The 25,308-nt window shown below is 44.8% G+C and carries 21 protein-coding genes and 1 riboswitch; of the genes, 5 read left to right on the plus strand and 16 right to left on the minus strand.

What is annotated here, in order from left to right:
* Positions 1-189: 189 nt before the first annotated feature.
* The 9 genes from NYE25_RS17120 to NYE25_RS17160 form a co-directional block, all read right to left on the minus strand.
* Positions 190-960, minus strand: coding sequence for a sigma-70 family RNA polymerase sigma factor (locus tag NYE25_RS17120; RefSeq protein ID WP_042131042.1), 771 nt, complete (start codon positions 958-960; stop codon positions 190-192).
* Complete coding sequence (gene rsbW, locus NYE25_RS17125) at positions 957-1,409, minus strand: anti-sigma B factor RsbW (RefSeq protein ID WP_042191848.1); 453 nt, start codon at positions 1,407-1,409, stop codon at positions 957-959. Before rsbW ends, NYE25_RS17120 begins: the two co-directional genes overlap by 4 nt.
* A gap of 18 nt (positions 1,410-1,427) precedes the next feature.
* The gene (locus NYE25_RS17130) at positions 1,428-1,766 is read right to left on the minus strand and encodes an STAS domain-containing protein (protein ID WP_042131044.1); all 339 of its coding nucleotides are present in this window, start codon (positions 1,764-1,766) and stop codon (positions 1,428-1,430) included.
* Between the two features lie 98 nt (positions 1,767-1,864).
* Positions 1,865-3,535 carry a response regulator gene (locus NYE25_RS17135; protein WP_341146455.1) on the minus strand — a complete coding sequence of 557 codons (1,671 nt, stop codon included), beginning with the start codon at positions 3,533-3,535 and terminating at the stop codon, positions 1,865-1,867.
* Positions 3,536-3,556: 21 nt separating this feature from the next.
* Positions 3,557-4,423, minus strand: a complete 867-nt coding sequence (locus tag NYE25_RS17140; protein ID WP_076300661.1) for a CheR family methyltransferase — start codon at positions 4,421-4,423, stop codon at positions 3,557-3,559.
* 87 nt (positions 4,424-4,510) lie between these two features.
* Positions 4,511-8,182, minus strand: coding sequence for a response regulator (locus NYE25_RS17145; RefSeq protein ID WP_076285479.1), 3,672 nt, complete (start codon positions 8,180-8,182; stop codon positions 4,511-4,513).
* A complete protein-coding gene (locus tag NYE25_RS17150; RefSeq protein WP_076285480.1) occupies positions 8,179-9,351 on the minus strand; it encodes a SpoIIE family protein phosphatase in 1,173 nt (390 codons plus the stop codon). The genes NYE25_RS17145 and NYE25_RS17150 overlap by 4 nt, the downstream gene beginning before the upstream one ends.
* Positions 9,352-9,586: 235 nt before the next feature.
* Positions 9,587-10,111: a hypothetical protein gene (locus tag NYE25_RS17155; RefSeq protein WP_341146456.1), complete on the minus strand. Its 525-nt coding sequence runs from the start codon at positions 10,109-10,111 to the stop codon at positions 9,587-9,589.
* Positions 10,112-10,171: 60 nt separating this feature from the next.
* Complete coding sequence (locus tag NYE25_RS17160) at positions 10,172-10,678, minus strand: DUF948 domain-containing protein (RefSeq protein ID WP_076285482.1); 507 nt, start codon at positions 10,676-10,678, stop codon at positions 10,172-10,174.
* A gap of 188 nt (positions 10,679-10,866) precedes the next feature.
* On the opposite strand from NYE25_RS17160, the gene NYE25_RS17165 reads away from it, so the two are divergent.
* Both NYE25_RS17165 and NYE25_RS17170 read left to right on the plus strand, forming a co-directional pair.
* A complete protein-coding gene (locus NYE25_RS17165; RefSeq protein ID WP_042131050.1) occupies positions 10,867-11,034 on the plus strand; it encodes a DUF1328 family protein in 168 nt (55 codons plus the stop codon).
* 126 nt (positions 11,035-11,160) lie between these two features.
* Positions 11,161-11,535 (plus strand): hypothetical protein, encoded by a 375-nt coding sequence (locus NYE25_RS17170; RefSeq protein WP_076285483.1) that lies wholly within the window; start codon positions 11,161-11,163, stop codon positions 11,533-11,535.
* Positions 11,536-11,771: 236 nt separating this feature from the next.
* Here NYE25_RS17170 and NYE25_RS17175 read toward each other — a convergent pair whose 3' ends face one another.
* Complete coding sequence (locus tag NYE25_RS17175) at positions 11,772-12,857, minus strand: C40 family peptidase (protein WP_341146457.1); 1,086 nt, start codon at positions 12,855-12,857, stop codon at positions 11,772-11,774.
* 201 nt (positions 12,858-13,058) lie between these two features.
* Positions 13,059-13,928, minus strand: a complete 870-nt coding sequence (locus NYE25_RS17180; RefSeq protein WP_042191865.1) for a cation diffusion facilitator family transporter — start codon at positions 13,926-13,928, stop codon at positions 13,059-13,061.
* A gap of 124 nt (positions 13,929-14,052) precedes the next feature.
* Here NYE25_RS17180 and NYE25_RS17185 point away from each other — a divergent pair, with 124 nt between their 5' ends.
* A complete protein-coding gene (locus NYE25_RS17185; RefSeq protein ID WP_042191867.1) occupies positions 14,053-14,238 on the plus strand; it encodes a hypothetical protein in 186 nt (61 codons plus the stop codon).
* 82 nt (positions 14,239-14,320) lie between these two features.
* Here the strand turns inward: NYE25_RS17185 and NYE25_RS17190 are convergent, their stop codons facing one another.
* The 3 genes from NYE25_RS17190 to NYE25_RS17200 form a co-directional block, all read right to left on the minus strand.
* Positions 14,321-14,929: a histidine phosphatase family protein gene (locus NYE25_RS17190; RefSeq protein ID WP_076285588.1), complete on the minus strand. Its 609-nt coding sequence runs from the start codon at positions 14,927-14,929 to the stop codon at positions 14,321-14,323.
* Between the two features lie 115 nt (positions 14,930-15,044).
* The gene (locus NYE25_RS17195; RefSeq protein ID WP_042131056.1) at positions 15,045-16,670 is read right to left on the minus strand and encodes an ABC-F family ATP-binding cassette domain-containing protein; all 1,626 of its coding nucleotides are present in this window, start codon (positions 16,668-16,670) and stop codon (positions 15,045-15,047) included.
* 156 nt (positions 16,671-16,826) lie between these two features.
* Complete coding sequence (locus NYE25_RS17200; RefSeq protein ID WP_076285485.1) at positions 16,827-17,792, minus strand: MBL fold metallo-hydrolase; 966 nt, start codon at positions 17,790-17,792, stop codon at positions 16,827-16,829.
* A gap of 243 nt (positions 17,793-18,035) precedes the next feature.
* Here NYE25_RS17200 and NYE25_RS17205 point away from each other — a divergent pair, with 243 nt between their 5' ends.
* Both NYE25_RS17205 and NYE25_RS17210 read left to right on the plus strand, forming a co-directional pair.
* On the plus strand, positions 18,036-19,172 hold the full coding sequence (locus NYE25_RS17205; protein ID WP_042191874.1) for a virulence factor: 1,137 nt from the start codon (positions 18,036-18,038) through the stop codon (positions 19,170-19,172).
* 103 nt (positions 19,173-19,275) lie between these two features.
* Positions 19,276-19,481, plus strand: a riboswitch (Lysine riboswitch).
* A gap of 201 nt (positions 19,482-19,682) precedes the next feature.
* Positions 19,683-21,161 (plus strand): amino acid permease, encoded by a 1,479-nt coding sequence (locus tag NYE25_RS17210; protein WP_341146458.1) that lies wholly within the window; start codon positions 19,683-19,685, stop codon positions 21,159-21,161.
* A 454-nt stretch (positions 21,162-21,615) separates the two neighbouring features.
* Here the strand turns inward: NYE25_RS17210 and NYE25_RS17215 are convergent, their stop codons facing one another.
* On the minus strand, positions 21,616-22,755 hold the full coding sequence (locus NYE25_RS17215) for a transglutaminase domain-containing protein (RefSeq protein WP_339243509.1): 1,140 nt from the start codon (positions 22,753-22,755) through the stop codon (positions 21,616-21,618).
* A gap of 140 nt (positions 22,756-22,895) precedes the next feature.
* Entirely contained in the window at positions 22,896-25,268 is a 2,373-nt protein-coding gene (locus NYE25_RS17220) for a glycoside hydrolase family 95 protein (protein ID WP_341146459.1), read from the minus strand.
* Positions 25,269-25,308 lie beyond the last annotated feature (40 nt).

Genomic DNA, 25,308 nt, shown 5'->3' on the forward strand with positions numbered 1-25,308 from the left:
GCCCATCTATCACCGCTCCCCCTTACCCCGCTTGTCCGGCTAATCCTTCAAGGTTAGCCGGACAAGCGGGGTAAGAGCGTTGCGGAACACAAATAAAGGACATGCTATTCTCCACACGGAGAGAGGCATGTCCTTATCGTCGAACAATAGAATTCAAATCCAAGTAATGTATATTACACATAAAGGAGCTCAATAGGATGAGTTGGCCATAATCTGCTTTAACTTCTCAGTGGCCCGCTTCTGTATCCGTGAAACGCTCATCTGTGAAACCCCCAGCTTCTGAGCGATTGCCCGCTGGGATTGACCATCTTGGAAGGCTAGCAGCAACACTTGCTGCTCTTGCTCCTTCAATTGTCCTAGTGCTTGCTGCAGATCCATTCGTTTCTCTACAGTCTCGTAATCGTTCGCATCAGAGCTGATAAGCTCCCCTAGCGTAGCTCCAGTCTCCTCTTGGGAAAGCGGTGAATCTAGAGATACGTAATGGTAACATTCTCTGCCTGCCAGTACTTCTACAGTTTCTTCAACAGACAGATCAAGATAATGAGCGATCTCATCGACCGCAGGAGAACGCTCAAGCTTCACTGTAAGTTCATCAATCGCGTGTTGAACAAGCGCTCCTTTTTCTTTAATCCGTCTAGGAACCTGTATGTACCAAGATTTATCACGCAAATAATTCTTCATATGTCCAATCATGCTTTTCATCGCATAGGGCTCAAAAGGGATTCCGAGACTGATATCATATTGCTGCAGTAACCGGATGAGCGCCATTTGCCCGACCTGATATAAATCCTCATACAAGTCGGGGCGATTACGGGAAATTTTCCCAGCAGCCATTTTCACCATAGGCTCATATTTCTGTATCAGCAACGTCGCCTGATCGTTATCCTTGGTCTGCTGATACTCCCAAATTTGAGTGACTGCTTCATTCATGGACTCGGGGGGAGTCACTTTGTCACTCATACTTTCTCCTCGCTAAAATTAAGGTGCTTCTTCAAAGTTACCACCGTCCCTTTTCCGGCTTCACTTACGACACTAACGTCATCCATCAACGCTTGCATTAAGTAGAACCCTAACCCGCCAACCTGAACGTCACTTAACTCCTTATCATGCAGTGTCATACGTTCATTAGACTTGTCCAAGCCGTCAAAGCTCTCCCCTTCGTCTTTGACTGTAATGGATAAGGAGCTTTCTTCTACCTCAAAAATAACATCTACTACTCCGTCTTTTTGGCCATAAGCATATAATACTGAATTGTTACACGCCTCTGACACTGCCACTTTCATGTCTTCTATATCCTCATAGGTGAAACCCATTTTCGAGGCAATGCCGTATAAATTCAACCTAACAATATCCACATACTCTGCGCTAGCAGGCAACTGAAGAATTACTTTTTGCACATCATCACTCATTCTTTGTTCTATCCTTTCCTAGTGGGAATTCTCTTGGGAGGCAAAAAACTTGGAAATACCAGTCATGTCAAACAGCTTCTGAATTTGTGGAGGAACATCCTCAACCATAAACTTAACGTCCATTCCTTGTCTTGATTTCAGGATCGAAAGTAGAATACCAATCCCTGTGCTATCGATGTATTTTAATTCTTTTAGATTAATAACTAGATCTAGTTTGGTATCTCCCACAAGTGGCTCCATAACCAGGCGGAAATCGGAAGCAACTGATAAATCAAGTTCACCACTCAGGAAAACTGTGCATACATTCCCTTTGGTTTCTGTCTTAGCATGGAACTTGTTACTTTTATGCGTATTCATTAGACGATCTCTCCTGAACAAATATTTTCTATATTAATAACCTTAATGATATACCTTTGAATCAGATAACGTTAAAAAACGGATTGGTAAATACTAGATTACGCTTGGAAAATAGATATATCAGGTTCTACTAATACATTGTCGTTGCTAGAATATCGAGAAATAATTTGTTTTATATTACTCATCTTCAGCGGTTTGCTGATGTAATCATCCATTCCAGAGGCCTTACAGCGATTCTGAATCCCTTCCATAACGTTCGCCGTCATTGCAATGATAACGGTCTTCTCCGCAGCAGGACCACCCTCTCGACGAATTTGAGCGGTCGCCTCCAAGCCATCCATCACTGGCATTTGAAGGTCCATAAAGATAAAATCATAAGGATGTTTAATCGCCATCTCCACAGCCTGTTGACCATCTTCAGCCATATCGGCCGCATAGCCCAGCTTATCCAGCATGCTGACCATTAGACGCTGATTAATCGGATGGTCATCCACAACAAGGATTCTACTTCTCCCCTCTTGATTGGGAACAAGATGCGTGGATTCCTCTTCTTGATATCCACCTATCAAATCTTCTCCTGGCATAGATGCCTGAATCGTAAAGATAAACGTGGCTCCTTTTTGCTCCATCGATTCTACCCGAATTTCTCCGCCCATCATTCCGACAAGAGATTTACATATAGCTAGTCCCAGACCTGTTCCCCCATATTTTCGTGTCATGGAAGAATCAAGCTGCGAAAAGGGCTCAAATAATCGGTCACATTTCTCTGGAGAAATACCAATCCCCGTATCCATAATTGTGAATTCAACTTCCATCTTATGATCCGCAACGCTCTTGATCGAGGCGACTAGATAGACCCCACCTTGATTTGTGAATTTAACTGCGTTAGCGATCAGATTAATTAAAACTTGGCGTAAACGAGCCATATCCCCATATAAAAGCCGAGGCAATTTCTGATCAATAAAATAAGCGAGCTCCAGGTTCTTCTTTCCCGCTTCTATCGAGAAGAGGCTGAATATCTCTTGAATTAAATTTCGAAGTTCAAATAAGTGCTCTTCAACTTCCATTTTTCCGGATTCCATTTTAGTAAAATCAAGAATGTCGTTAATTACCGTAATCAACGTGTCGGCACTTTTCCGAATGATCTCCGAATATTCCTTTTGCTCAGAAGTAAGATCCGTCTCCATTAACAGATCGATCATGCCAACTACGCCGTTCATAGGTGTACGAATCTCATGACTCATCATAGCAAGAAATTCCGACTTTGCTTTAGAGGCAATCTCCGCCTCTTCTTTTGCCTTAATAAGCTCACTATTAATAATTTCCAGTTCTTTCGTCTTTTGCTGCAGCAGCATGGTTTGAGTCTGATGCTTCTTACTCGTGATGTACATTTCGACAAAGCCTTGTATCTTAGAGTTCAAAATTTGTGGTATGAAAGGCTTGACCATATAATCAATAGCCCCTGCCGAATAACCAGCGAATAAGTGCTCCGCTTCCTTGCTGTTCGCAGAGATAAAAATAATGGGGATATCCTTTGTTTTTTCTCTGGCTTTGATCAATTTTGCGGTTTCGATTCCATCCATACCTGGCATCTGTACGTCCAGTACGATGACAGCAAAATCATACCTTAACAAACACCGCAGTGCCTCTTCACCGGAGGTGGCTTTGACTAGCTCATAATGCTGGCTCTCAAGTACCGCCTCCAGCGCCAGCAAGTTTTCAGGACGGTCGTCGACTAGTAGTATATGAATTGGTTCTTGAAACCCCATAGGACCACCCTCCTTCATGCGTTATTTTATGTTACGGTATATTTTCTCCACTCTGTCTAAAGATTCATAGCAATCGCTATATTTCGTAAAGTGAATAGACTCTTTAGAGCCCAGAACAAGGATTCCAAAGCGACTTAGACTTTCATGAAACAACCCGTGAACATGATCACGAAGCTCATCATTGAAATAAATCATTACATTTCGGCAGAAAATAACATTAAATTCATTAAAAGAAGTGTCAGTAGCTAAATTATGTTCAGCAAAAATAATATTTTTGCGTAAATACGGTTGTAAAATGACTGAGTTATACTTCGCAGTGTAGTATTCGGAAAATGCCCGAGTACCTCCTGCCTCCAAATAATTCTTTGTGTATTGCTTCATTCTGCTAATATCATAAACGCCTTCCTTAGCCTGCTGTAAAGAACGCTCATTCATATCTGTGGCATAAATTCGAGCTTTATCATAAAGCCCTTCTTCATGTAGCAGGATGGCCATAGAATAAACTTCCTCCCCAGTGGAACATCCGGCATGCCAGATACGAATATAGGGATAGGTTCTTAACAAAGGAACTACCTTCTGGCGAAAAGTTAGAAATAATCCTGGATCCCTGAACATTTCAGTAACAGGAATAGAGAGACTGTAAACAAATCGTTCAAAACAAGCCCGATCATGCAGAACCTTCTCTTGCAGCGCGGATATGGTGAGTACATTCTCCGCATGAACATGATGCCAGATGCGTCGTTTTAATGAAGGCAACGCATAATTCCGGAAATCATAGCCATATAAACGGTGTACTCCATCAAGAAGCAGCTCAATCTCAATTTGCTCCAGTTCGTCACTTCCCGCCAGAACGGGCTGCTCCTCATATCCGTGTTCTATTGCTTTCATTGTTATCCCGACTCCCTTATCAACACGCCGTACTTTTGAAGAATGGCTTTTTGTTAGTTCTTTTAAAGTATTACCCCAATATTGAGGTTACGAATACAGCCAGACTCGCATTAAAGATAGAAGTTGACCTGTTGCGATTGGCTTCTTCATATAGTCGGAGGCTCCAGCTTCAATACATTTGGCACGATCCTCTTTCATAGCTTTGGCGGTGAGCGCAATAATAGGGAGTTTCTGATACTGCGGCATCTCGCGGATCCGGCGCATAGCCTCATATCCGTCCATCTCCGGCATCATCATATCCATTAATACAAGATCGAAATCTTCTTGCTCTACCAGCATTTCCAGCGCCTCGCGTCCATTCTCCGCAAACTTCACTTCCATATGATACTCTTCGAGTACACTGGAGAGCGCAAAGACATTGCGAATATCATCATCGACGAGCAGTATTTTCTTTCCTTCGAACAATTCTTCTTTATTATGAAGCTTCTGCAGAATCTTACGTTTATCTTCCGGAAGATTTGCTTCTACCCGGTGCAAGAACAATGTTGTCTCATCCAACAACCGCTCTGGAGAACGTACATCCTTGATAATGATTGATTCCGCATATTTACGCAGCTGCGTCTCTTCTTTGCCATCCAAATCCTTACCCGTATAAATAATAATAGGCAGATCATTTAATTCCTCATCATCACGAATCTGATCCAGCAGATCGAAGCCTGTCATATCCTCAAGCATCAAATCTAGAACCATACAATCATATCTCTGCTTCCGCAGCTCATTCAGTGCTTCCCCGCCAGTTGAAACTGCGGTTATGGCCACATCGTCGTGACCGATCAACTCCATGATCGATCGACGTTGAATCTCATCATCCTCTACAATCAGCAAGTACTTCAACGTACTGGAGGTGTAGTTCTCGATTTGCGAGAAAGCCCGTTCTAGCGCCTCTCTAGAAGAAGGTTTTCTTAAATAAGCCATTGCCCCCATCATAAGCCCCTGCTTCACTTCATCATTTACAGAGATGACATGGACAGGGATATGGCGAGTCTGTGATGCACTCTTTAGTTCTCTAAGGATGGTCCAGCCATCCATAACCGGCAGCTGAATATCAAGAATAATCGCATCTGGTAAATAAGTCTTCGCCATCTGCAATCCGGTATCCCCTTGGAGGGCTACCAGTCCTTTGAAGTTGCGGCCATGAGCCATATCCAGCAGTATTTTTGCGAAGCTCTCATCATCTTCAATAATAAGTAAAACCTTATCATTTGCAGTTAATTGATCACGATCATCATCGATCACCAATTGTGGGATAGGTGCATGAGCCTGCGTTGGTACAAGGGTTGGAAGTATATCTCCAATATACCCCTCGAAGGTTGCATCTTCTCTAGAAGCAGCAGCTTCTATTACTGCAGGTTGCTGCTTAATATAATTCCCTATAACTGGCAAATACATAGTAAAGGTACTACCTTGGCCCTCACGGGATTCCAGTACAATAGCTCCACCCATTAAACGTGCTAACTCACGGCTAATGGACAAACCTAAGCCTGTCCCCCCAAATTTACGGCTGGTAGTTCCATCCACCTGTTGGAAGGCTTCGAACACAATATCAGTTTTGTCTGCCGGAATACCAATTCCGCTATCCTTTACAGCAATAGCAATATATTCAACTTCACCTGGCAGATCTAGCGGAATAAGATTGTCATCTGCTTGACTAACCGAGAACTCAATAAATCCTTCCATCGTAAATTTAAAGGCATTAGAAAGCAGATTTCTTAACACCTGCTTCAACCGATGACCATCGGCAATGACACTATCTGGCAGTGGCTCGTTAAAGGTAATTTTTAAAGAAAGTCCCTTTTTGAGCGCTTGCGGAGCAAAATTCTGCTTCACAAAGCTCTTCAGCTCCGTTAATTTAATTTCTTCTTGGTTCAGTTCCATTTTGCCAGCATCAACCTTGGATAAGTCCAAAATCTCATCAATCATCTTAAGCAAGTCTGCACCTGACATATAAATCGTATGTGCAAATTCAACCTGTTTCTCTGACAAGTTGCCATCCTTATTCTCCGTAAGTAGCTGCGACAGAATCAAGAGACTGTTGAGCGGAGTTCGCAATTCATGAGACATATTCGCTAAGAACTCTGATTTATATTTACTAGTAACGGATAATTGCTTGGCCTGTTTCTCTAATTGAATTTTTGCATGTTCAATTTCGTCTTTCTTCTCTTCAACCTCCTGCACTTGTTCCTCTAAAGCGCGGGTCTTGGCAATAAGTTCCGTATTATAATGCTCCAGTTCTTCCTGCTGACGCTGGAGTAGTTCTTCCGAACGTTTAAGCGCATCCGTCTGCTCTTCTAAGTTCTCATTGGAACGACGCAATTCCTCTTGCTGAGTCTGTAATTCCTCCGACTGACACTGCAGCTCTTCCGTAAGAGCTTGTGAATCACGCAACAACTTCTCCACGATCAAACGACGGCTAATATTATTAAAAATAATACTTAAATTATTAGCGAGTTGTTGCAGCAAATCATTTTTCAAACTGCTAAAAGGTTGGAATGAAGCAAATTCTACTACGCCTAGCAGTTCGTCTTCAAAAATAAGCGGATGGATAGAAATATATCCAGGTTGTGCATCCACGAATCCGGACTTAACGGATGAATAGTCTTCAGGAGCTTTCTCCAGTCTGATCGGGTGCATATCGAGCGCACTTTGCCCTACAAGCCCTTCACCAATCACAAACCCGTCCTTAGGTTTCTTATCATTATCTACTGCATAATATCCACTGCTTCGTAAAAAATCAGGACGATTGGCATCTTTTAAATATACAGCTCCGAACTGTGCTCCCAGCACAGGGGTAAACTCATTGATGAAGGTCTGTGAGACCTGATCCAAGGAGCTAACACCTCGCAATAGTTCCGTCACCCGAGCAACATTCGCATTCAGCCAGGATTGGTCATTCTGCGCTTGCGCATAGGCCTGTTCCATTTCCTGCTTCTGTTCAAGATCTAAAGCCATTTTCTTAAAGACAAGAGCAACCTCACCAATTTCATCTTTAGTAGTAACCTTTATACGCCGTATGGCCCTCACTCTACCGTTGCCAAAGCTGGTAATCATCATCGAAACGACATTAAGCCCCCGAGTGATGCTTGGGATGATCCATAGAACCACTCCAAGTCCGAGAAGTAAGCCCATAATCATCATTAGAACTACCATCTGAGTCGAACTTTTATAAGCTTCGTTGGCCTTCGTACTCTCTTCATTCATAATAAAAGCATTATAATCAGAGAGACTGTTCAGAGCGTTTAACACGGCATTCTGAATCGCTTGTCCCTCTGTGTTGGAATACGTGCTAGCATTCTGAAAATAACCAGCCGATAGCAGTTTCAATACCTTTTCCTGATAATTTAAATAAGTGGTGTACGCATCATCTATTTGACCAACCATTTGCATTTCTTCAGCGCTAGTCATCGATGCTTTTATTTTCTCGTAGTGCTCATTCGCTTTAGTAATCTTTTTATTAATCTCATTCTTTTGAGATTCTACCGATGATGCATCTGCACTTAACATGGTCGTGGTCAATATTCGCGCCATATCATTGACTTCTCCACGCATCCCCGAAGAAGATCGCCCCTTCATATATCTATCCTGATACCCTTCCAGTTGGTTATTCATATAATTTAAGCGGTCGTATCCTATCATCGTAAGTGCAAGCATAATCGCTAACATGGCACTGAAGCCAATTAAGAGTTTAGCCTTTATCTTCATTCTCTATCTGTTCCCTTCTTCAGTGAGATCCACACAATACACTTATCATCATCACGCTCTTTAGGAACCTCAACATTGAAAAAAGCAGCTCGAATAGCTTCTTCGTTCCACTCATGTTCAACATTTAAATGTTGAATCATAAATTTCAGCTGCTCTTCTTGTTCGCCCTCAACCAGTTCCAATAGACCATCTGTATAAAGAACTAGATGCCCTTCATCTTCATAGGTTAAGCTCTGTGGCTGAATATCAATCCGTTCAAACAAACCTACTGGGTGACAGTTACTTTCCAGCATGACTGGAGTCTTAGCCACACCTTCAAAAAATAGCGCAGGTGGATGCCCGGCGTTGACGTAGTCAATACGTTTCATACGGGTATCTATCACAAGATAAATGGTCGTAAAGTAGTATTGGATCAGCTTTTTCTCAATATAGAGCTGATTAAACCTTCGATTGAGCTCCTGAATTACCTTTTCCGGCTCTACATACGTAGTTACCGTGTCCTTCAACACAGAAGCAAGAAACATACAAAAAAGAGATGACGATATTCCGTGTCCCATAATGTCCAGCAGGATCACGCCATATCGGCCATCACCAAGGGGGTACCACGCGTATAAATCACCGGCAAGCTCAGAGGATGGCTGATAGATGGCATTGACCTCAAAATTCTCTTCCTGAAGAGGCAAGCTCAACACAGCATTCTGAACAAGTGCGGCCAGTCTCAATTCTTCTTGAATTCGCTGATCTCGTTCCTTATGCCAATCTTTCTCTCGCTTCAACCGCAGCGCGAGCCGAATTCGGGCCATCAGCTCCACTTTGTTAATGGGTTTCGTAACATAATCTACTGCACCTGCATCCAGTGCTTCTGCCAGCTTCTTGGAATCGCCAACAGCTGTAACCATTATTATTGGAATATCCTTTAGGTGTTCGTATTGCTGTACAACACGACATGCCTCGATTCCATCCATTTCCGGCATCATCATATCCAGTAAAATCAGATCGATATCTGACATCCGAGGACGTCCATCTTCACTCACAGAACCGATACCCAACCGTGTAAGCATCTCTTTTGCAGAGGATGCGGTTACGAAATTTCGGTAATCTTCTTTTTTCAGGATTTCACGGATAATGATAACATTAGTCGGATTGTCATCTACGATTAAGATTCTCATCATCTTCACCTCACACGAATAGTATTACGAACGTAAAATTCTGCGACTCATTACCTATATCATACGCTATTTAAATGTGTTATTTCTATTTTTAATATATGTAAATATAGTAATAGGTTCATTTACGCCTTCAGCAAAGTAACCTCCCGAACCACTACATGTAGTGGTTCGGGAGGTTACTCTATGGTAAAGACAGCCTCTGTTTATTAACCAAAATGATCAAAAGTGAAACATATTAAGAAGAAATACTATCAAATAAATCAATACCTTCAAATTCACCTGCCAAATTTCGATATATTTTGAGCGCATTGTTTCCTCTCATATATACATCACCATCTTCGGCAATAAAATACGGTTTACCCAAGGTCGATTGCACATTATCCTTCACGGGATCAATTCCCACCCCATTTACCTGTAGCCCAAACTGCTGTGCTTGAGAAGGTGAGACATGCACATACAGTACAAACCCCTCACCAACACCCACTGTTACATCTGCGTATTGGTACTCCTCTGTCCCTTGCAATGGATCATTTGTTACCGCCAGCGGATTGCCCTTGGCCAGAAGCAATTCTTCCTTCGTAGCATATAAAGCAACACCTTGCAGTGAATCAAACTGATTTATAGCAGGGCTCGTTTCTGAGGAATGTTCAAATGTAAGAACTGTCTTAGGCTGATCACTAAAAGTCGAGAAAGGCGTCAACTGTGGAGACGCATCAAAGTATGGGGAAAGTAGACTAAACAAGAGTATGATAATGTTCATGTTGTTATCCCACCTTTCTTATCTGCAGCCGCCATTTACAGAGGACTTGCTGCCTTAACTTTAATGACGGAATTTTTTCCAAAGAGTTGCAGCTACATCTACACTTTTTAACACAGTAGCTATTTTCCCCGGTGCTTTCTCGTTATTAACAGCATCATAAGAGTTTACCGTACGTTCCTCAGCTGGAGTCAGCGGAGCTTCTTTTATGGATACCCCCTTACGCTTCTCCCTCAGTTCATGTGATTTACGATATCTCTCAATCACAGTTACTGAAACTTGCTTAACGGTTAAGGTTAACTCATTCATAACTTCTCCCAAATTCTTCACAGAATCTATGACAGGATCAATCTTCTGAATTTTATTCTGTACATCAGCGGTAATTTCATTTGCATGTCTGACTGTAGTCTTCACTTCATAAGTCAGTTCATCCATCGTCTTCTGCACTTCCACCAAGGTCTGGCTTACTTTGTCGAGGGATTGCTTCGCTGACTGCAAAGTCTTAATTAGAAAGAAAACAAGTATTGCGAATGCGATAGCAACGAGAGCTACACTAAGTTCAATGATCATATTCATAACCCCTTCCAAATCTCATAAATAGTGGCTAATCAGCCTTGTATACTGCATAGTTACCCCTACTACCATATGCCGAAACAATCTGTCGAGCGTTGTCAAAACTCCCTGCTCCCCTTTGTTTCAGAATCAAAGTCCCCGTTTATACAATGACTACAAATCAAAAAAAGGATAGGTGATATGTAATGTTAAAATGGTCCGCAATTCTGCTAGTTGTAGCTGTAATCGCTGGTATCTTTGGTTTCTTCAATCTTGTAGCAGCCGCTGCTGGTCTTGCAAAGATACTATTCTTCGTATTCTTGGTTCTGTTTGTTGTTTCCCTCTTCACGGGACGCAGAGGTAGATCGATGTAGCCTCCTCCCATATCTATCCATATATCTTATTCATCATGCAGAAAGTATAGGTCATTCCCACACAGATGTCACTTGAGAAAATAAGAAAAAGTTTTGAAGTTAGATCATAATGAGGAGGAACTTAACATGAAAAAATTCGCCAGCATTACACTTGCCTTGGGACTTATGGCTTCAATAGCAGCTACAGCATCAGCCGCTGAGGTAACAGGGACAACTACAGATTCTACGCCCGGAACTGGAAGCACTTACACAACATCTTTTGAAACGATCATTACCCCATCGGATATTACTCCAGCCACACCACAAATTGTTCTAACCGAAAAAACAGCTTTCCACTTTTCAGTTGGCAGTATGATTCCCGCAGGCTGGCTTAGCGCTCAAACGCTTGATACCACAGGTGAAGTGATTACGGATACTTGGGGCAATGAATGGAGAGAAATCTACACTTGGCTAGGAAAAGCGTGGGTAAAGGTTCCTGTTGCTGCCAATGTAACTATGTAATTAGTATAAAAAAGATGATAACAAGCATAAACGCCTTCGGCGTCCCTATAAGGACGGCAAGTGTTTAAGCGAGAAATATAAAGATAATTTATAGAACGGAACATATAAATTCTTATATTTACAAAAAGCTACCCCCTCAGTAGATCATTCTACTGAGGGGGTAGCTTTTGCGCTTACGCCGCCTTTGTTCACCCGTCACAAACATGCGATGCTGCCGCTTCTGTATACCTATATAATTATCGGATGACCGATCCCCCGAAGAGGAAACGATTCGTCCAAGAAGCGCTTAATTTATCTACTTTCACCCCGCCTGAAGCTACGGAATACGTATGGAGAACTTGTCCATCTCCTAGATACATAGCAACATGCGATATTCTTGCCTTAGATTTGTCGATCCCTTCATACGCTGAAGCGGAGTTCCCTTTATAATCCATAAAGAACATTAGATCGCCGCGCTTCAAACCGGAAGTAGACGTAACTACCGTACTATTCGATTTCACCCAATCTCCCTGTTGACGGGAATCAGCAGGCAGTTTCAAATTCACAGCATCCATGAAAATTTGCCGGATAAAATCAGAACAATCGAAAGTGCTTGTATCATATCTGCTGGAACCAAACTCATAAGGTGTACCCAGATAGCCCATACCTGCTGAGATTACGCTCTCGATTTGGGCAGAAGCCCCAGGTGTAGAAATAGGTGGTACTGGTGCTGGCGGCGTTGGTGTCGGCGTTACCGTCCCAGTCCCCCCATTATTAGCGAACGAAGTATATTGATCACTTGAACTTATATATCCAATGCTACCATCAGAGGTTTGAATTTGATACCAGGAGCTGTTAGGCTGTGCCAGAAGCTGTACTTGTTCCCCCTTCTTCAGAAGTCTCAGTACTTTTCCGCTTGTAGAAGGCGCAGTTCGAAGATTCACTCCGTACTTTATGGTTCCCGTTTGTGCTGATGGTGCTGATGGTGCTGTTGGTGTACCTACTGAAGATGAATTTACGCTGATATACTTATCATCTGTACTAGTATAGCCTACGGATCCATCCGCTGCTTTCACCTGATACCAATAGCTATTCGGTTGTGCCACAATCTGCACTTGATCTCCTTTTTGCAAATACTTCACTACTTCTCCACTTGTAGAAGGTGTACTGCGAAGGCGAACACTTGCCTCGATGACCGCTGTTTGACCGGCTGCTGCTGCCATAACTGAATTCGATGGACTTGAGGCTGCTGCTGCATTTCCAGGAGCAGATACTCCTAAACCTGCAACAATTGCAGCTGAAACCAATAAGGATGCTGTTAATTGCTTATGTGATTTAATCATACGTTCCCCCAATACCATGATGAGATTTCAACAAAGGTGTGAACTACATTCCTTTATGCCCTCATTATAGGCTTGCCCGGGATTTGGAACATGCTCCAAATTGCACATATAATCATGCCACTTTATGGTAAAATACAGGACTAAAGTCTTGAATCCTCCTTAAATATGTTTGTTTTTTCCTTAAAATAGAATTTTTCAAATTTAATCTTTAGGTTCCACATGCACCTGTACATTCATAATATTGTGTAGCTTGCTCATTCTCTCTTCAATGGAGTCACTGATCCTATGACCTTCCACCACTGTAATATTCGCGTCTACCTCCACTACAACATCCACGTGTACATGATTCCCATGAACCCGTGCCTTCACATCTTTAATCCCCTCTACTCCCGGTGTTCGAGCAATCGTACTACGTAGATCCATCAATCTATCTTCATCAAAGCCATCCGTAAGCCGGTAGGTCGAGTCACGAAAAATATCCCATGCCGTCTTAGAGATAATCAGTCCGACAACTACTGCCGCCGCAGAATCAATCCATGGCAGTCCGAACTGGGCACCTACAATCCCAACAGCCGCACCTATACTAACCATAGCATCGGAAAAATTATCTTTCGCCGCTGCCATGAGTGCACTACTATTTATCTGCTTAGCCAGCCTTTTGTTGTATATGTATACTCCCATCATTGCTACTGCACACACTAGAGCCACACCAGCAGACCATAGCTGCGGGGTTTCCTTTGCACGATCGAAAAAGGACCGCACCGCCTCCACAATCACTTGAATACCTACTACCGCCATAATAAAAGAAGCCAACAATGCAGCTACTGTCTCTGCCCGAAAATGTCCATAAGCATGGTCAGAGTCAGGTGGCTTCCGCGAAATCTTTAGACCAACCAACACGGCTGCAGATGCTACGATGTCAGTTAAATTATTGACTCCGTCCGCGACCAATGCACTAGAGGCGAATAGATAACCGCTAACCAGCTTGAAAGTCGATAAAATGAGGTAAGCCGCTATGCTAACCCAAGCGCCACGCTCGCCTTTACGTATATCTTCGTAAATATCAACCATTTTGGCTATCTCCTCGTTTTCTGTTTTGTTAGAAAAGAATTCTTTCAATTATTCTTGCCCTTGTAGCAGCATTTAAAAACAATTAGAATAAAGTGAAGGACTTGCTTCAAAGGAGGTTATCATAATGAGCGAAAACAATGAAAAAGGAAAAATCAATTTAGCTGAAGCTATCCGGCAAAAGCTGGAGCAGAAGAAACAACAATCTTCCTCCAAACCTGGATCAACTTTTCAGGCCGGATCCGCTAAACCACTAAAAAGTCAGAATAACAAAAAGCCTAACAACCAACGCCGTCGTACCGGCGGATCCTAGTACTATTTTATAAACATTAAAGGCTGCGCATCCCTCAGGGACAACGCAGCCTTTTATGCGTTCGTCTGCCTTAAAGGATGGGCTAGAACTCATCAAATTCATAACTGATTCTCTTTATTGTACAATTAGACAACTGAAAACATGCGCTTTGGGAAACCTCAAGTGATAAGGCTTCCTGTCTTGTAAGCCCAGCGTATACTCCCCGTAGAATTCTACTTGTTAATCCATGTGTAACCGCAATGACCCGCGGAGTGGAGGACAAGCTATCCAGCCAGTCTGTGACACGCTCCTGAACCACTTCATAGCTCTCTCCATCTGGTGAACGAAAATACCAATCATACATAGTCGTATCTTCAAGACTATTTGGCCAGCCCTGCTCAATTTCCTTGAGCGTTAGCCCTGACCAAGAACCAACGGAAACTTCACTTAACCTAGAATCCGTTTCTATTTCATTGAAATCATAACCTAAGATTTCACACAAAATTTGTGTGCTTTGCAGCGCTCTCCCAAGTGGACTTGAAATCACCTTCCATTCGGAGGGATGCTCCACCGAATAACGAAGCAGCCTACCCATTTGTCTGACTTGATCCATTCCATGCTCAGTCAGAGGTGAGTCCAATTGGCCTTGGTAACGACCTTGCGTATTAAACTCGGTCTCCCCATGCCGCATAATAAAAATAGTTCTGTCCACATGCTTCACCTACCGTTACCTTTTCAAAATCGAAATTATAAAGACAGCTACCCTAATCCTATCAGGATTAGAGTAGCTGCTTAACGGGTTCCTTCCGCATAACGGAAAGTAAATATTATACTTCTACAGGATACATGCGTTGGCGCATTTCCTTAATTTCAGGATTCTCTAAATACTCATCGTAAGTCATCGTGCGATCAATTACACCTGTAGGTGTGATCTCGATGATACGGTTAGCAATCGTTTGGATGAACTGATGGTCATGGGAAGTAAAGAGAATAGTCCCGTCAAAATCAATCAGTCCGTTATTCAGTGCCGTAATGGATTCCAGATCCAAGTGATTGGTAGGCTCATCGAATACAAGCACGTTCGCACCGTTCAGCATCATCTTCGCCAACATACAGCGAACCTTCTCGCCCCCGGACAATACACTCGCTTTCTTCAGTGCTTCTTCTCCGGCGAACAGCATCCGTCCAAGGAATCCACGCAGGAACGTCTCATCCTGATCTTTAGAATACTGACGCAGCCATTCTACGAGATTCAAGTCCACGCCATCGAAATAGCTGGAGTTGTCTTTTGGGAAATAAGCTTGAGTTGTAGTGACGCCCCACGCATATTCACCCGCATCCGCTTCCTGCTCACCCATGATCACATCAAATAGAAGTGATTTAGGCTGGGAGTAAGGACCCACGAAAGCAATCTTATCACCTTTGTTAACTACAAAGCTGATTTCATCAAGAACCTTCTCACCTTCAACCGATTTGGTCAATCCGCTGATCGTCAGAAGCTGCTTACCTGCTTCACGTTCAGGTTTGAAGTTGAGGAACGGATATTTACGGTTAGATGGACGAATGTCATCCAACGTAATTTTCTCGAGTTGTTTCTTACGAGAAGTCGCCTGTTTAGACTTGGAAGCATTGGCCGAGAAACGCTGAATAAAGGCTTGCAGTTCCTTGATCTTGTCTTCCTTCTTCTTGTTCGAATCACGCTGTAAAGCTTGAGCAAGCTGACTGGACTCGTACCAGAAGTCGTAGTTACCAACGTACATCTGGATTTTGCCAAAATCAATATCCGCAATATGCGTACATACTTTGTTCAGGAAGTGACGGTCATGGGATACGACGATAACAGTACCTTCATAATCCATGAGGAAGTTCTCTAACCAGCCAATCGATTCTAGATCCAAGTGGTTGGTAGGCTCATCGAGCAGGAGGTTGTTTGGACGGCCAAACAAGGCTTGTGCCAAGAGTACCCGTACCTTCTCATTGCCGCTCAGTTCGGCCATTTTCTTATCATGCAGTTCACGCATAATGCCAAGACCGATCAGCATAGCCGCCGCATCTGGCTCTGCATCCCAGCCATTAAGTTCTGCAAATTCGCCTTCAAGCTCACCGGCACGTAGACCATCTGCTTCCGTGAAATCAGACTTCGCATAAAGCGCGTCCTTTTCTTTCATGATTTCATAAAGACGAGTGTGACCCATAATTACTGTTTCAAGTACTGGGAATTCATCGTACTCGAAATGATTCTGCTTCAGAACTGCAAGGCGTTCACCTGGTGTTATATGAACATCACCCGTGTTCGCTTCAATCTCCCCAGACAGAATTTTCAGAAAGGTTGATTTACCAGCACCATTGGCACCAATCAAACCATAGCAGTTACCAGGGGTGAATTTTATGTTTACATCTTCGAAGAGAGCGCGTTTTCCGTAGCGGAGTGTTACGCCGCTTGTGCTAATCATTACGCATTACCATCCTTTTCACTTTAGGGTTTCGGCTCATTATAGCATAAAATCAGTGCAAAAATCCCGTGAAATAGGCATTTAAGCTGATCTCTCTCCTACGAAACTTATTCCAACTGTTTTACGGCGACAACTTTTAAGGAGGAATTTTTTCAATTATTCCCCAGATGTGCGATTCTCCTTTTGTACGACCAGTGTTTCTCCATAACCGAGTGTACGAATTCTTTCCTCCGAAATCGCGTGTTTAACTCGGGCGTTCTCCATGCGATCCAGTGCTTCCCGGGCGGTATCATCAGCAAGTCTGAAGGTACCGTAATGCATCGGAATCATGGTCTCCGCCCCTACATCTAGGAAAGCTTGTATGGCTTCCTCAGGATTTACATGCTGAGAGGTCATGAACCATTCCGGTTCATAGGCCCCAATCGGCATAAGCGCGATATCGATCTTATAACGACTTCCGATCTCCTTAAAGCCAGGAAAATAACCGCTGTCCCCAGCGAAATAAAGATTCGGAGAAGACTTCTGATTTCCGGAATCAGCGGGCTCCAAGATGTACCCACCCCAATGAGAAGTATTCGTATCCCATGGCGTTCTCCGCGTCCAGTGCTGGGTAGGCACAAAACTAAGCTTGATCTTACCTAGCTTAATCTCCTGCCACCATTCCATTTCCACACAGTTGTGGAACCCTTTGCGAAGCATTTTTCGCTTCAGACCAACTGGAACTACAAGCGTTGTCCCTGCCCGATATAATTTGCGGATAGAGGCAATATGCAAATGGTCATAATGAGAGTGCGAAATCAGAATCAGGTCAATCGGTGGCACTTCGCTAAGTGGAATCCCAGGTTGTCCCAGTCTTTTCTCAAAGCCCAGCCTTCTCGCCCAGATGGGATCTGTAATGATATTCATCCCTTCATATTGAAGGAAAAATGTTGAATGCCCAATCCACGTAATGGTAGACTCCAATCGATTCTCAGACAGATAAGATAATCTGGGCGGCGTATTCGGTACAACATATGAATAGTCCTTCTTCTTGCGACGACGCTCCTCACGCCACTGGCGAAATTCCTTTAATGATTTATCGGTACTTACATTATCGACGTTATGGTAACGAGTTTTAGGCATACAACACCTCTTCTACAGAAGTTTACCGAGCAAACCTTTCTTTAGCGAATATACTACAACTATATTGAACAGCAGCGTATTTTGCAAAATATACAAATAGCATGGTAAAGGTTCGCCCTTTTATTCCTCACAATTGCAGACTTTAGCGAAATAATAGAAGAGTTCTTTTGGTTTCACACCAGAAATGAGATAATATGTGTATAAAGTATGGCGGTGCATATACCGTTCAAGGGGGAGCTACGTATGAAGATTACTTTTATTGAACCGACTCCAAGTCCAAATACGATGAAGCTACATTTGGACGAAAGTTTAGAACCCGGAATTCGCAGAACCTATACTCCAGAAAGTGAGCGTTCCGCACCTGCCTGGGCACGTGAAATGTTAACGATACCGGGCGTTATTAGCATTTATCATGCTGCTGACTTCGCAGCACTTGAGCGCAAAGGCAATGCCGATTGGGCAGCCATTCTAAGAGAAGTTCAAAGCCGCTTCGCTAACAGCGAAGGTGTAACTGGAGATTGGAGCCTAGCTGACGAGAATGCCGGTGCTCATTTTGGGGAAGCGCAAGTCTTCGTCCAATTATTCCGCGGAATTCCGATGCAAATTCGCGTCAAAACGGGCGCGAATGAAGAGCGCATATCCTTAGCTAACCGCTTTACTAAAGCGGTTATGGATGTGGCTAGCGCCGTGATGATCAAAGAGCGCAAGCTCACTGATTACGGTGTGCGTTATGGCGAGCCCGCGGACATTGCACGCGAGGTCGAGCAAGAGATCGAGGCAGCGTATCCGCAGGAACGCCTCGACTCCCTCGTGCAGCAAGCCATTGCGCACGGAGCCGAAGGTGAGTTCGTCGAGCAAAGACGAACTCGCACACAGGATGAGCTGCTGCGAGACCTGAAGCATGAGGATTGGCGCGTGCGCTACGCCGCGCTAGAGGATCTTACGCCGACGGCGGAGCTCCTGCCGGAGCTTAAGGCGGCGCTACACGATCCCAAGCTGCATATTCGCAGGCTTGCGGTCGTGTATCTAGGCGACCTTCGCACGCCTGAGGCGATGGAGCTGCTCTATGAGGCGATGGCTGACAGCGCCCCAGCCGTAAGACGTACGGCTGGCGATACGCTATCCGACATCGGCGATCCTGCCGCCACGCCAGTGATGACGGCGGCGCTAACAGATAAGAGCAAGCTTGTCCGCTGGCGCGCAGCTCGTTTTCTCTATGAAGTTGGCACATCCGAAGCTCAAGATGCGCTCACACTTGCAGCAGATGATCCAGAGTTCGAGGTTGGCCTTCAGGCCAAGATGGCTTTGGAGCGTATCGCCTCAGGTGAAGCCGCAGCAGGCACCGTATGGCAGCAGATGTCAGAACGCCGTCGTAATTAACATGGAAGTACCTGATTTTGTCATTGCTTTGAGAAGTAAACTTGCTTTATACTAATTCCTGTTGTTTATAAATGAATGAAGTAAAGATAGCCTCGTCATACTAAGATGAGGTAGAGGTCGCGGATATAAAGAGTACGCGTGTGGAGACGTTAGAGCCGTCTATGAATCACGACGAAAGGAATATCCGCCGAAGCTTGCGCTGTAGCTCTTACAGCGGTGCAGGCTGGGGCCGTTGCCGAAAGGCACGGAACTGTCACATTGTACAGCCTGCGTAAGTAGCAGACTGCAGTGTGTTGCGCTATCTTCACAGGGAGTATGATGCGGAGCTGTATAGATGGAAGCCGCAGACATAGTTTGTGGCTTCTTTGCGTTTACAGAATTTGTATGTTTCGTACAGTCATCCATAACCTTCTGGAAATCACGAAGTATACCTCCCGCCTTGCGGGAGTCAGCAGCTCAGCACTCCCCGTTCATGAACAGTAAGATTAGATCATAAGGAGTGTCATATTCATGCAGGGCAATCAGCAAAACCCAGCGCAAGGCAACATAAATCAGCCTGCGCTAAAAAAATCGTTCAAAGCAAGACATTTGACCATGATCGCGCTTGGCGGATCTATTGGTACGGGTCTGTTTCTAGCCAGTGGCGGCGCGATCGCTTCAGCAGGACCTGGTGGAGCGCTTCTAGCTTACACGGCAGTGGGTGTAATGGTTTATTTTCTCATGACTAGTCTTGGGGAGCTCGCCACCTATTTACCGGACTCCGGGTCCTTCAGTACCTACGGCACTCGTTTCGTCAGCCCCGCCTTTGGCTTCGCCATCGGCTGGAACTTCTGGTATAACTGGGCGGTTACGATTGCAGCAGAGCTATCAGCGGCTACCGTCATCATTAAATATTGGTTCCCGGACAGCCCTTCCTTTCTCTGGAGTCTGGTGTTCCTACTGCTGATGTTCGGCCTAAACTTCCTATCTGCTCGTGGCTACGGGGAATCAGAATATTGGTTTGCCATTATCAAAATCATTACCGTTATCGCCTTCCTCGTTGTCGGTGTCCTCATGATATTCGGCATTATGGGTGGAGAAGCCGTAGGCTTCAGTAACTTCCAAATCGGGGGCAGCTCCTTCCACGGTGGCTTCTTCGCCTTCGTCGGGGTCTTTATGGCAGCCGGATTCTCCTTCCAGGGTACCGAGCTAATCGGCGTTGCTGCTGGTGAGAGCGAGAACCCACGCCGCAACGTCCCTATTGCGATCCGCCAAGTATTCTGGCGTATATTAATCTTTTATATCCTTGCTATATTTGTAATCGGAATGTTGATTCCTTATACGAATCCAGATCTTCTACGTGGAGGCATCGATGACATCGGAGTCAGTCCGTTTACGATCGTGTTCAATAAAGCCGGGCTTGCAATTGCTGCATCCGTAATGAATGCCGTCATTCTCAGCTCTGTACTGTCGGCAGGGAACTCTGGAATGTATGCTTCCACCCGTGTCCTGTATGCAATGGCTAAGGATGGCATGGCTCCGCGCGCACTGGGTAAGCTCAATCGCCGTGGTGTCCCTGTTGGCGCTTTGCTAGTAACTACGGCTGTCGGAATGCTCGCCTTTCTCGCTTCATTCTTTGGTGACGGTGCCGTATATAACTGGCTACTGAACGCCTCTGGTATGTGCGGATTTATTAACTGGTTGGGTATTGCGGTCTGCCATTACCGTTTCAGACGTGCTTTTATAGCACAAGGGCATTCGCTAGATGAACTACCTTACCGAGCTAGATGGTTCCCATTCGGACCTATCTTTGCCTTAGGACTTTGTATTGTAGCTATCCTCGGTCAGAATATGGGCGCCTTCTCAGGTGGAAATATCGACTGGTATGGTATCGCCGTTTCCTATATCAGCTTGCCGCTGTTTGTCTTGATCTGGGTCGGCTATCGCTGGTTCCAGAAGAGTAATATTATTCCTTTGGATAAATGCGACCTAAGTACTCACCCAGAATAAAATAGACCCAAAAGTAACTTTGAGCAACCTGAGTGGTAAAATATTGTTAAAATGCAAATGAAGGAGCTAAGCAGTCTGTAGACGCTTAGCTCCTTCATTTTTGGCGTTCCCTGCAGCAAAGCTAGGTGAGAGGAATTAGGGAAAATATCCCTAAAAGTAGATGGAAAGCTCTTTAATTGAATGGAATTAGGGAATTCCTCCCTAATAATTGGGTGAATTCTATATTTACCACCGAATAGGGTGAATTTCAGGGAGGAATTCCCTGATTATTAGTCTTAAGAGCTGAAATCGCTGAATTTTAGGGATATTTTCCCCAATTGTTAATCGGTAGTAATCCAGTTTGTAGGCATCAATGAAGTAACACACAAAGAAACTCACAAACAAGAACCATTAAAAATCAAGGAATATCCCGCAGCCATTCAGGCTTCTGGGATATTCCTTTTATTATATAAATCTATTCCCAAGTCACAAACACTTTGAGATCGCCCGTATTGTCAAAAGCAGAACTGGAGTAAGATACATCCTCTAGTCCAAGCTTATATAGCTCCTGCAGGTCATTCTTAAGCTTGGTCCCACTCCCTTGATAACGGAATAATATAGACACCTCACCGGAGGCAATTGCCTTATTTGCTAGCCGAGTCAGATCTCCTACCGAACGTACAATTAGCTCCTCGGCATATAGCTCATAATTGAGATCCTTCTGAAGCTGTTTATAGACAGCCGCATTCTGTCCTCCACGCTCCACAAGCGCAGACAAGGTCTTATGATAACCTACAGAAGCTGCCGGATAAGACTTCGTCCAGCTATGGTCCTGACGCATCTGCGCATCCGTTCTCAAGTAGTATGCAGTGCTAACCACACCTGCTTTATCAGGTGTCGGGTCATCCCAAGTCGTGTCGAGATGATACCACCGTCCATCTAACAGCACAAGATTCCAGGCATGCAACTGGCTACGTCCTCCAGGCTGTTTGGCTGTACCCTCAACGATTTTATTCGTGAATCCAGCCTCCTTTAACAGCTTATAGGTCAACAGCGAATACCCTTGGCAAACGGCGCTGCCACTCTTCAATCCTTCATAAGCCGTATATTTACGATACGAAGTGTCATACTTCAGATGAAGCACAACCCAATCGTGGATAGCCTTCACCTTCTGATGATTGTTCATGCCCGGCGTTATGATCTTCTTCAGCGCAGCCTTCACTTCTTTGTTTACAAAAGCCGTCTGCTCCAGCGTCTCCAAATATTTCACTTCCACCGTAACTTTTACAGAGCTTGCGCTTCCTCGATAAGTATATCCGTAGCTGTCTATAATGTAATACAAATAAGGGTCACTAGCCATCGCTTGATCCAGAGCCGCTTGTATTTTCGTTTTCAAATTTGAAGCTTTGCTCTCATAAGTAAAAGTAATGGTCTCCCTGCGGTTGTTCATTGCACCCGTTAGCTTCTGCGCTACTTCATTTACAGAACGAAGGGTGGGTGAACTCGAAGCCGCATAAGCATGACCCCAGCCCCAATAAATCATCGGTGGAATAGCAGCGAATATAATCACTCCTCCCAGAATGATCTTTACTAATGTGAAGCGTTTTTTCCACATATATATTCCGTTCCTCCGGCTCCTATAGACTTGTAATGAACCCTACCATTTAATAGATAATGAGCGTTTAGGCAAAAAAAGACTGCTCCCTGTAGAATAATTCTACTCTGAGAACAGCCTATATGCTAGAACGATGTGTTTTATTCGCTTTGCGGTGTAATGATATAGGTCTCTCCTATAACGGTTTCAAATTCCATCTCTATCCCTATTCGTGAACCATCGGGACTTTGAATGAGCAAAGGCTGGTGACTGTAAATTCTGCATATTTGTCCATGCGTCGAGGTCAGTTCCGCCTTCGTTAAGCGTCCCTCACGCCATTCTATATTTGTGATAAAGCCGCCTCGGGCTACCAAGCCTTTCACACTTCCTTCAGACCACTCTTCTGGAAGAGCGGGTAATAATTCAAGCCCTTCCTGATGACTCTGCAAGAGCATCTCAGCAACTCCGGCCGTAGTTCCGAAGTTACCGTCAATCTGAAATGGAGGGTGATTACCGAATAAATTCGGCAGACTTGAATCCTGCAAAATACGACGTAAACAGCTATACGCACTCTCTCCATCCTTCAAACGCGCATATAGATTAAGTAGCCAGGCTGCACTCCAGCCCGTGTGTCCGCCCCCCCCTTCCAAGCGCTTCTTAAGCGATAACGCTGCCGCCTCTGCTAGCTCTGGTGTGGAGGAAGGACTAATTACATTCCCGGGATATAAATCATACAAATGAGAGACATGGCGGTGCCCAGGCTCTTGTTCAGCAAAATCCTCGTTCCATTCACGAATACGTCCGTCCGGTGCAATCCCAGGATGAGCGAGTCGTTCCTGTTTCTGGCGTAGCTCCTGCCTCAGCTGGGCATCGGTATTCAAAATCTCAGCAGCCTGAATGCAATGCTTGAACAGCTCAGCGATCAGCGATAAATCCATAGCTGAGCCAGCTGAAACACTGCATGGCGTGCCATCAGCAGTCAAGAATACATTCTCCGGTGAGGTAGACAGACCCGTTGTCCAGCTTCCATCAGGCAGTTCTACCAGCCAATCCAGACAAAATAACGCGGCTCCCTTTAACAAAGGATAAGCTGTGTTTCGCAAATATTCCTCATCTGGACGGAAAGCGTAACGCTCCCACAATTGGCGAGAGAGCCAAACGCCTCCCATTGGCCAAAATGCCCACATCGCCTTGCCGTCTGACGGAGACGTCATACGCCACAAATCTGTATTATGATGCACCGTCCAGCCACGTGCGCCATAATGAATATTTGCTGTACGGCTGCCAGCCATACTAAGCTCCGTAATAAAATCGATTAGAGGTTCATGGCATTCACCCAACCCGCATAACTCGGCTGGCCAATAATTCATTTCAGTGTTTATATTAGTCGTATAATTGCTGTTCCATGGCGGCTGAAGATAGGGATTCCAGATCCCTTGCAAATTCAGAGCTTGCGTCCCCGGTCGTGAGCCAGCAATCATCAGGTAGCGGCCATACTGGAACAGCAGCGCTTCTAGCGCAGAATCTGCCTGCCCCTCCTGGTACCGTGCTAGTCGCTCATCCGTGGGAAGCTCTATCCGGGAGGACGAAGGTGCAAGCGTCAACTCCACGCGGCGGAACAAGGACTGATGATCCTCTAGATGGCGCTGCTTCAGCTCTGCATATCCATTAGAGGACAAAGCCAATTGCTCTAGGCACAACTCCGAAGGCAGCTTACCGCCGCTTCCTGGCATCCGGTCATACCCGACAAAATCGGTTGCTGCAGCTAGGCGGATCGTAATGGAGCGCGCACCTGAAACCGACAACATGCCGTTCTCAGCATTACATTTGCCGCCATCTGTACGGATCTCCATTGCAGCGGCAAAACTTATGCTAAGCCCCTCTTCGTATAATACGGCACGCGGATGATCTCCTACATAATTATCAGCCACATGCGATGGAGCACGACCGGTCATCATCAGCGAGCCATCCGGAGTGATCTCTAGTCGGAAAGGATGCGGCGAAGTCAGAGCCACTGAGAAATCCGGCAAAATACCCAGCCCCTCTTTCCCCTCTGCACGGATATGAATGACCATAAGTTCGTCTGGTCTGCTGGCCAAAACTTCGCGCACAATCCTTACATCCCCAGCAGTATAGGATACCGTAGCAAGCGCTTGATCCAAATCAAGCCCCCTCTGATAATCCTCTACAGGACCACCAAGATTGAACTTCATTCGCAAGTCTCCGAGCGGTTGATAGGATTCAGTCCGTCTGCCTAACATTTTGGAATCTACCAGTGCTTCCGCTTCCTTGTATTTCCCCTCTGCCACTAATTGTTTGGCCGGAGTCAAATGGCGCAGCGCCTCATAATTAGCTGTATCCCGCGGAAAGCCCGACCACAAGGTGTCTTCATTTAGTTGAATTAGTTCTTCTTCCGTTCCACCAAAGATCATACCGCCCAAACGGCCGTTACCCACGGGCAGTGCCTCTTCCCATTCAGCCGCCGGCTGCTTATACCAGAGATCATGCACCCCAGTGTTCTTACTTTCTTCCACGTATATTCCTCCTATCCTATAATTACAGATGAAAAGAAAT

Source organism: Paenibacillus sp. FSL E2-8871 (genome assembly GCF_038000345.1).
In the GTDB taxonomy this organism is placed as follows: Bacteria; Bacillota; Bacilli; order Paenibacillales; family Paenibacillaceae; genus Paenibacillus_AQ.

Excerpts from the sequence above, each read along its gene's own strand:
- NYE25_RS17120 (WP_042131042.1), bottom strand. The coding sequence starts at position 960 with ATGAGTGACAAAGTGACTCCCCCCGAGTCCATGAATGAAGCAGTCACT.
- rsbW (WP_042191848.1), bottom strand. The coding sequence starts at position 1,409 with ATGAGTGATGATGTGCAAAAAGTAATTCTTCAGTTGCCTGCTAGCGCA.
- NYE25_RS17130 (WP_042131044.1), bottom strand. The coding sequence starts at position 1,766 with ATGAATACGCATAAAAGTAACAAGTTCCATGCTAAGACAGAAACCAAA.
- NYE25_RS17135 (WP_341146455.1), bottom strand. The coding sequence starts at position 3,535 with ATGGGGTTTCAAGAACCAATTCATATACTACTAGTCGACGACCGTCCT.
- NYE25_RS17140 (WP_076300661.1), bottom strand. The coding sequence starts at position 4,423 with ATGAAAGCAATAGAACACGGATATGAGGAGCAGCCCGTTCTGGCGGGA.
- NYE25_RS17145 (WP_076285479.1), bottom strand. The coding sequence starts at position 8,182 with ATGAAGATAAAGGCTAAACTCTTAATTGGCTTCAGTGCCATGTTAGCG.
- NYE25_RS17150 (WP_076285480.1), bottom strand. The coding sequence starts at position 9,351 with ATGAGAATCTTAATCGTAGATGACAATCCGACTAATGTTATCATTATC.
- NYE25_RS17155 (WP_341146456.1), bottom strand. The coding sequence starts at position 10,111 with ATGAACATTATCATACTCTTGTTTAGTCTACTTTCCCCATACTTTGAT.
- NYE25_RS17160 (WP_076285482.1), bottom strand. The coding sequence starts at position 10,678 with ATGATCATTGAACTTAGTGTAGCTCTCGTTGCTATCGCATTCGCAATA.
- NYE25_RS17165 (WP_042131050.1), top strand. The coding sequence starts at position 10,867 with ATGTTAAAATGGTCCGCAATTCTGCTAGTTGTAGCTGTAATCGCTGGT.
- NYE25_RS17170 (WP_076285483.1), top strand. The coding sequence starts at position 11,161 with ATGAAAAAATTCGCCAGCATTACACTTGCCTTGGGACTTATGGCTTCA.
- NYE25_RS17175 (WP_341146457.1), bottom strand. The coding sequence starts at position 12,857 with ATGATTAAATCACATAAGCAATTAACAGCATCCTTATTGGTTTCAGCT.
- NYE25_RS17180 (WP_042191865.1), bottom strand. The coding sequence starts at position 13,928 with ATGGTTGATATTTACGAAGATATACGTAAAGGCGAGCGTGGCGCTTGG.
- NYE25_RS17185 (WP_042191867.1), top strand. The coding sequence starts at position 14,053 with ATGAGCGAAAACAATGAAAAAGGAAAAATCAATTTAGCTGAAGCTATC.
- NYE25_RS17195 (WP_042131056.1), bottom strand. The coding sequence starts at position 16,670 with ATGATTAGCACAAGCGGCGTAACACTCCGCTACGGAAAACGCGCTCTC.
- NYE25_RS17200 (WP_076285485.1), bottom strand. The coding sequence starts at position 17,792 with ATGCCTAAAACTCGTTACCATAACGTCGATAATGTAAGTACCGATAAA.
- NYE25_RS17205 (WP_042191874.1), top strand. The coding sequence starts at position 18,036 with ATGAAGATTACTTTTATTGAACCGACTCCAAGTCCAAATACGATGAAG.
- NYE25_RS17210 (WP_341146458.1), top strand. The coding sequence starts at position 19,683 with ATGCAGGGCAATCAGCAAAACCCAGCGCAAGGCAACATAAATCAGCCT.
- NYE25_RS17215 (WP_339243509.1), bottom strand. The coding sequence starts at position 22,755 with ATGTGGAAAAAACGCTTCACATTAGTAAAGATCATTCTGGGAGGAGTG.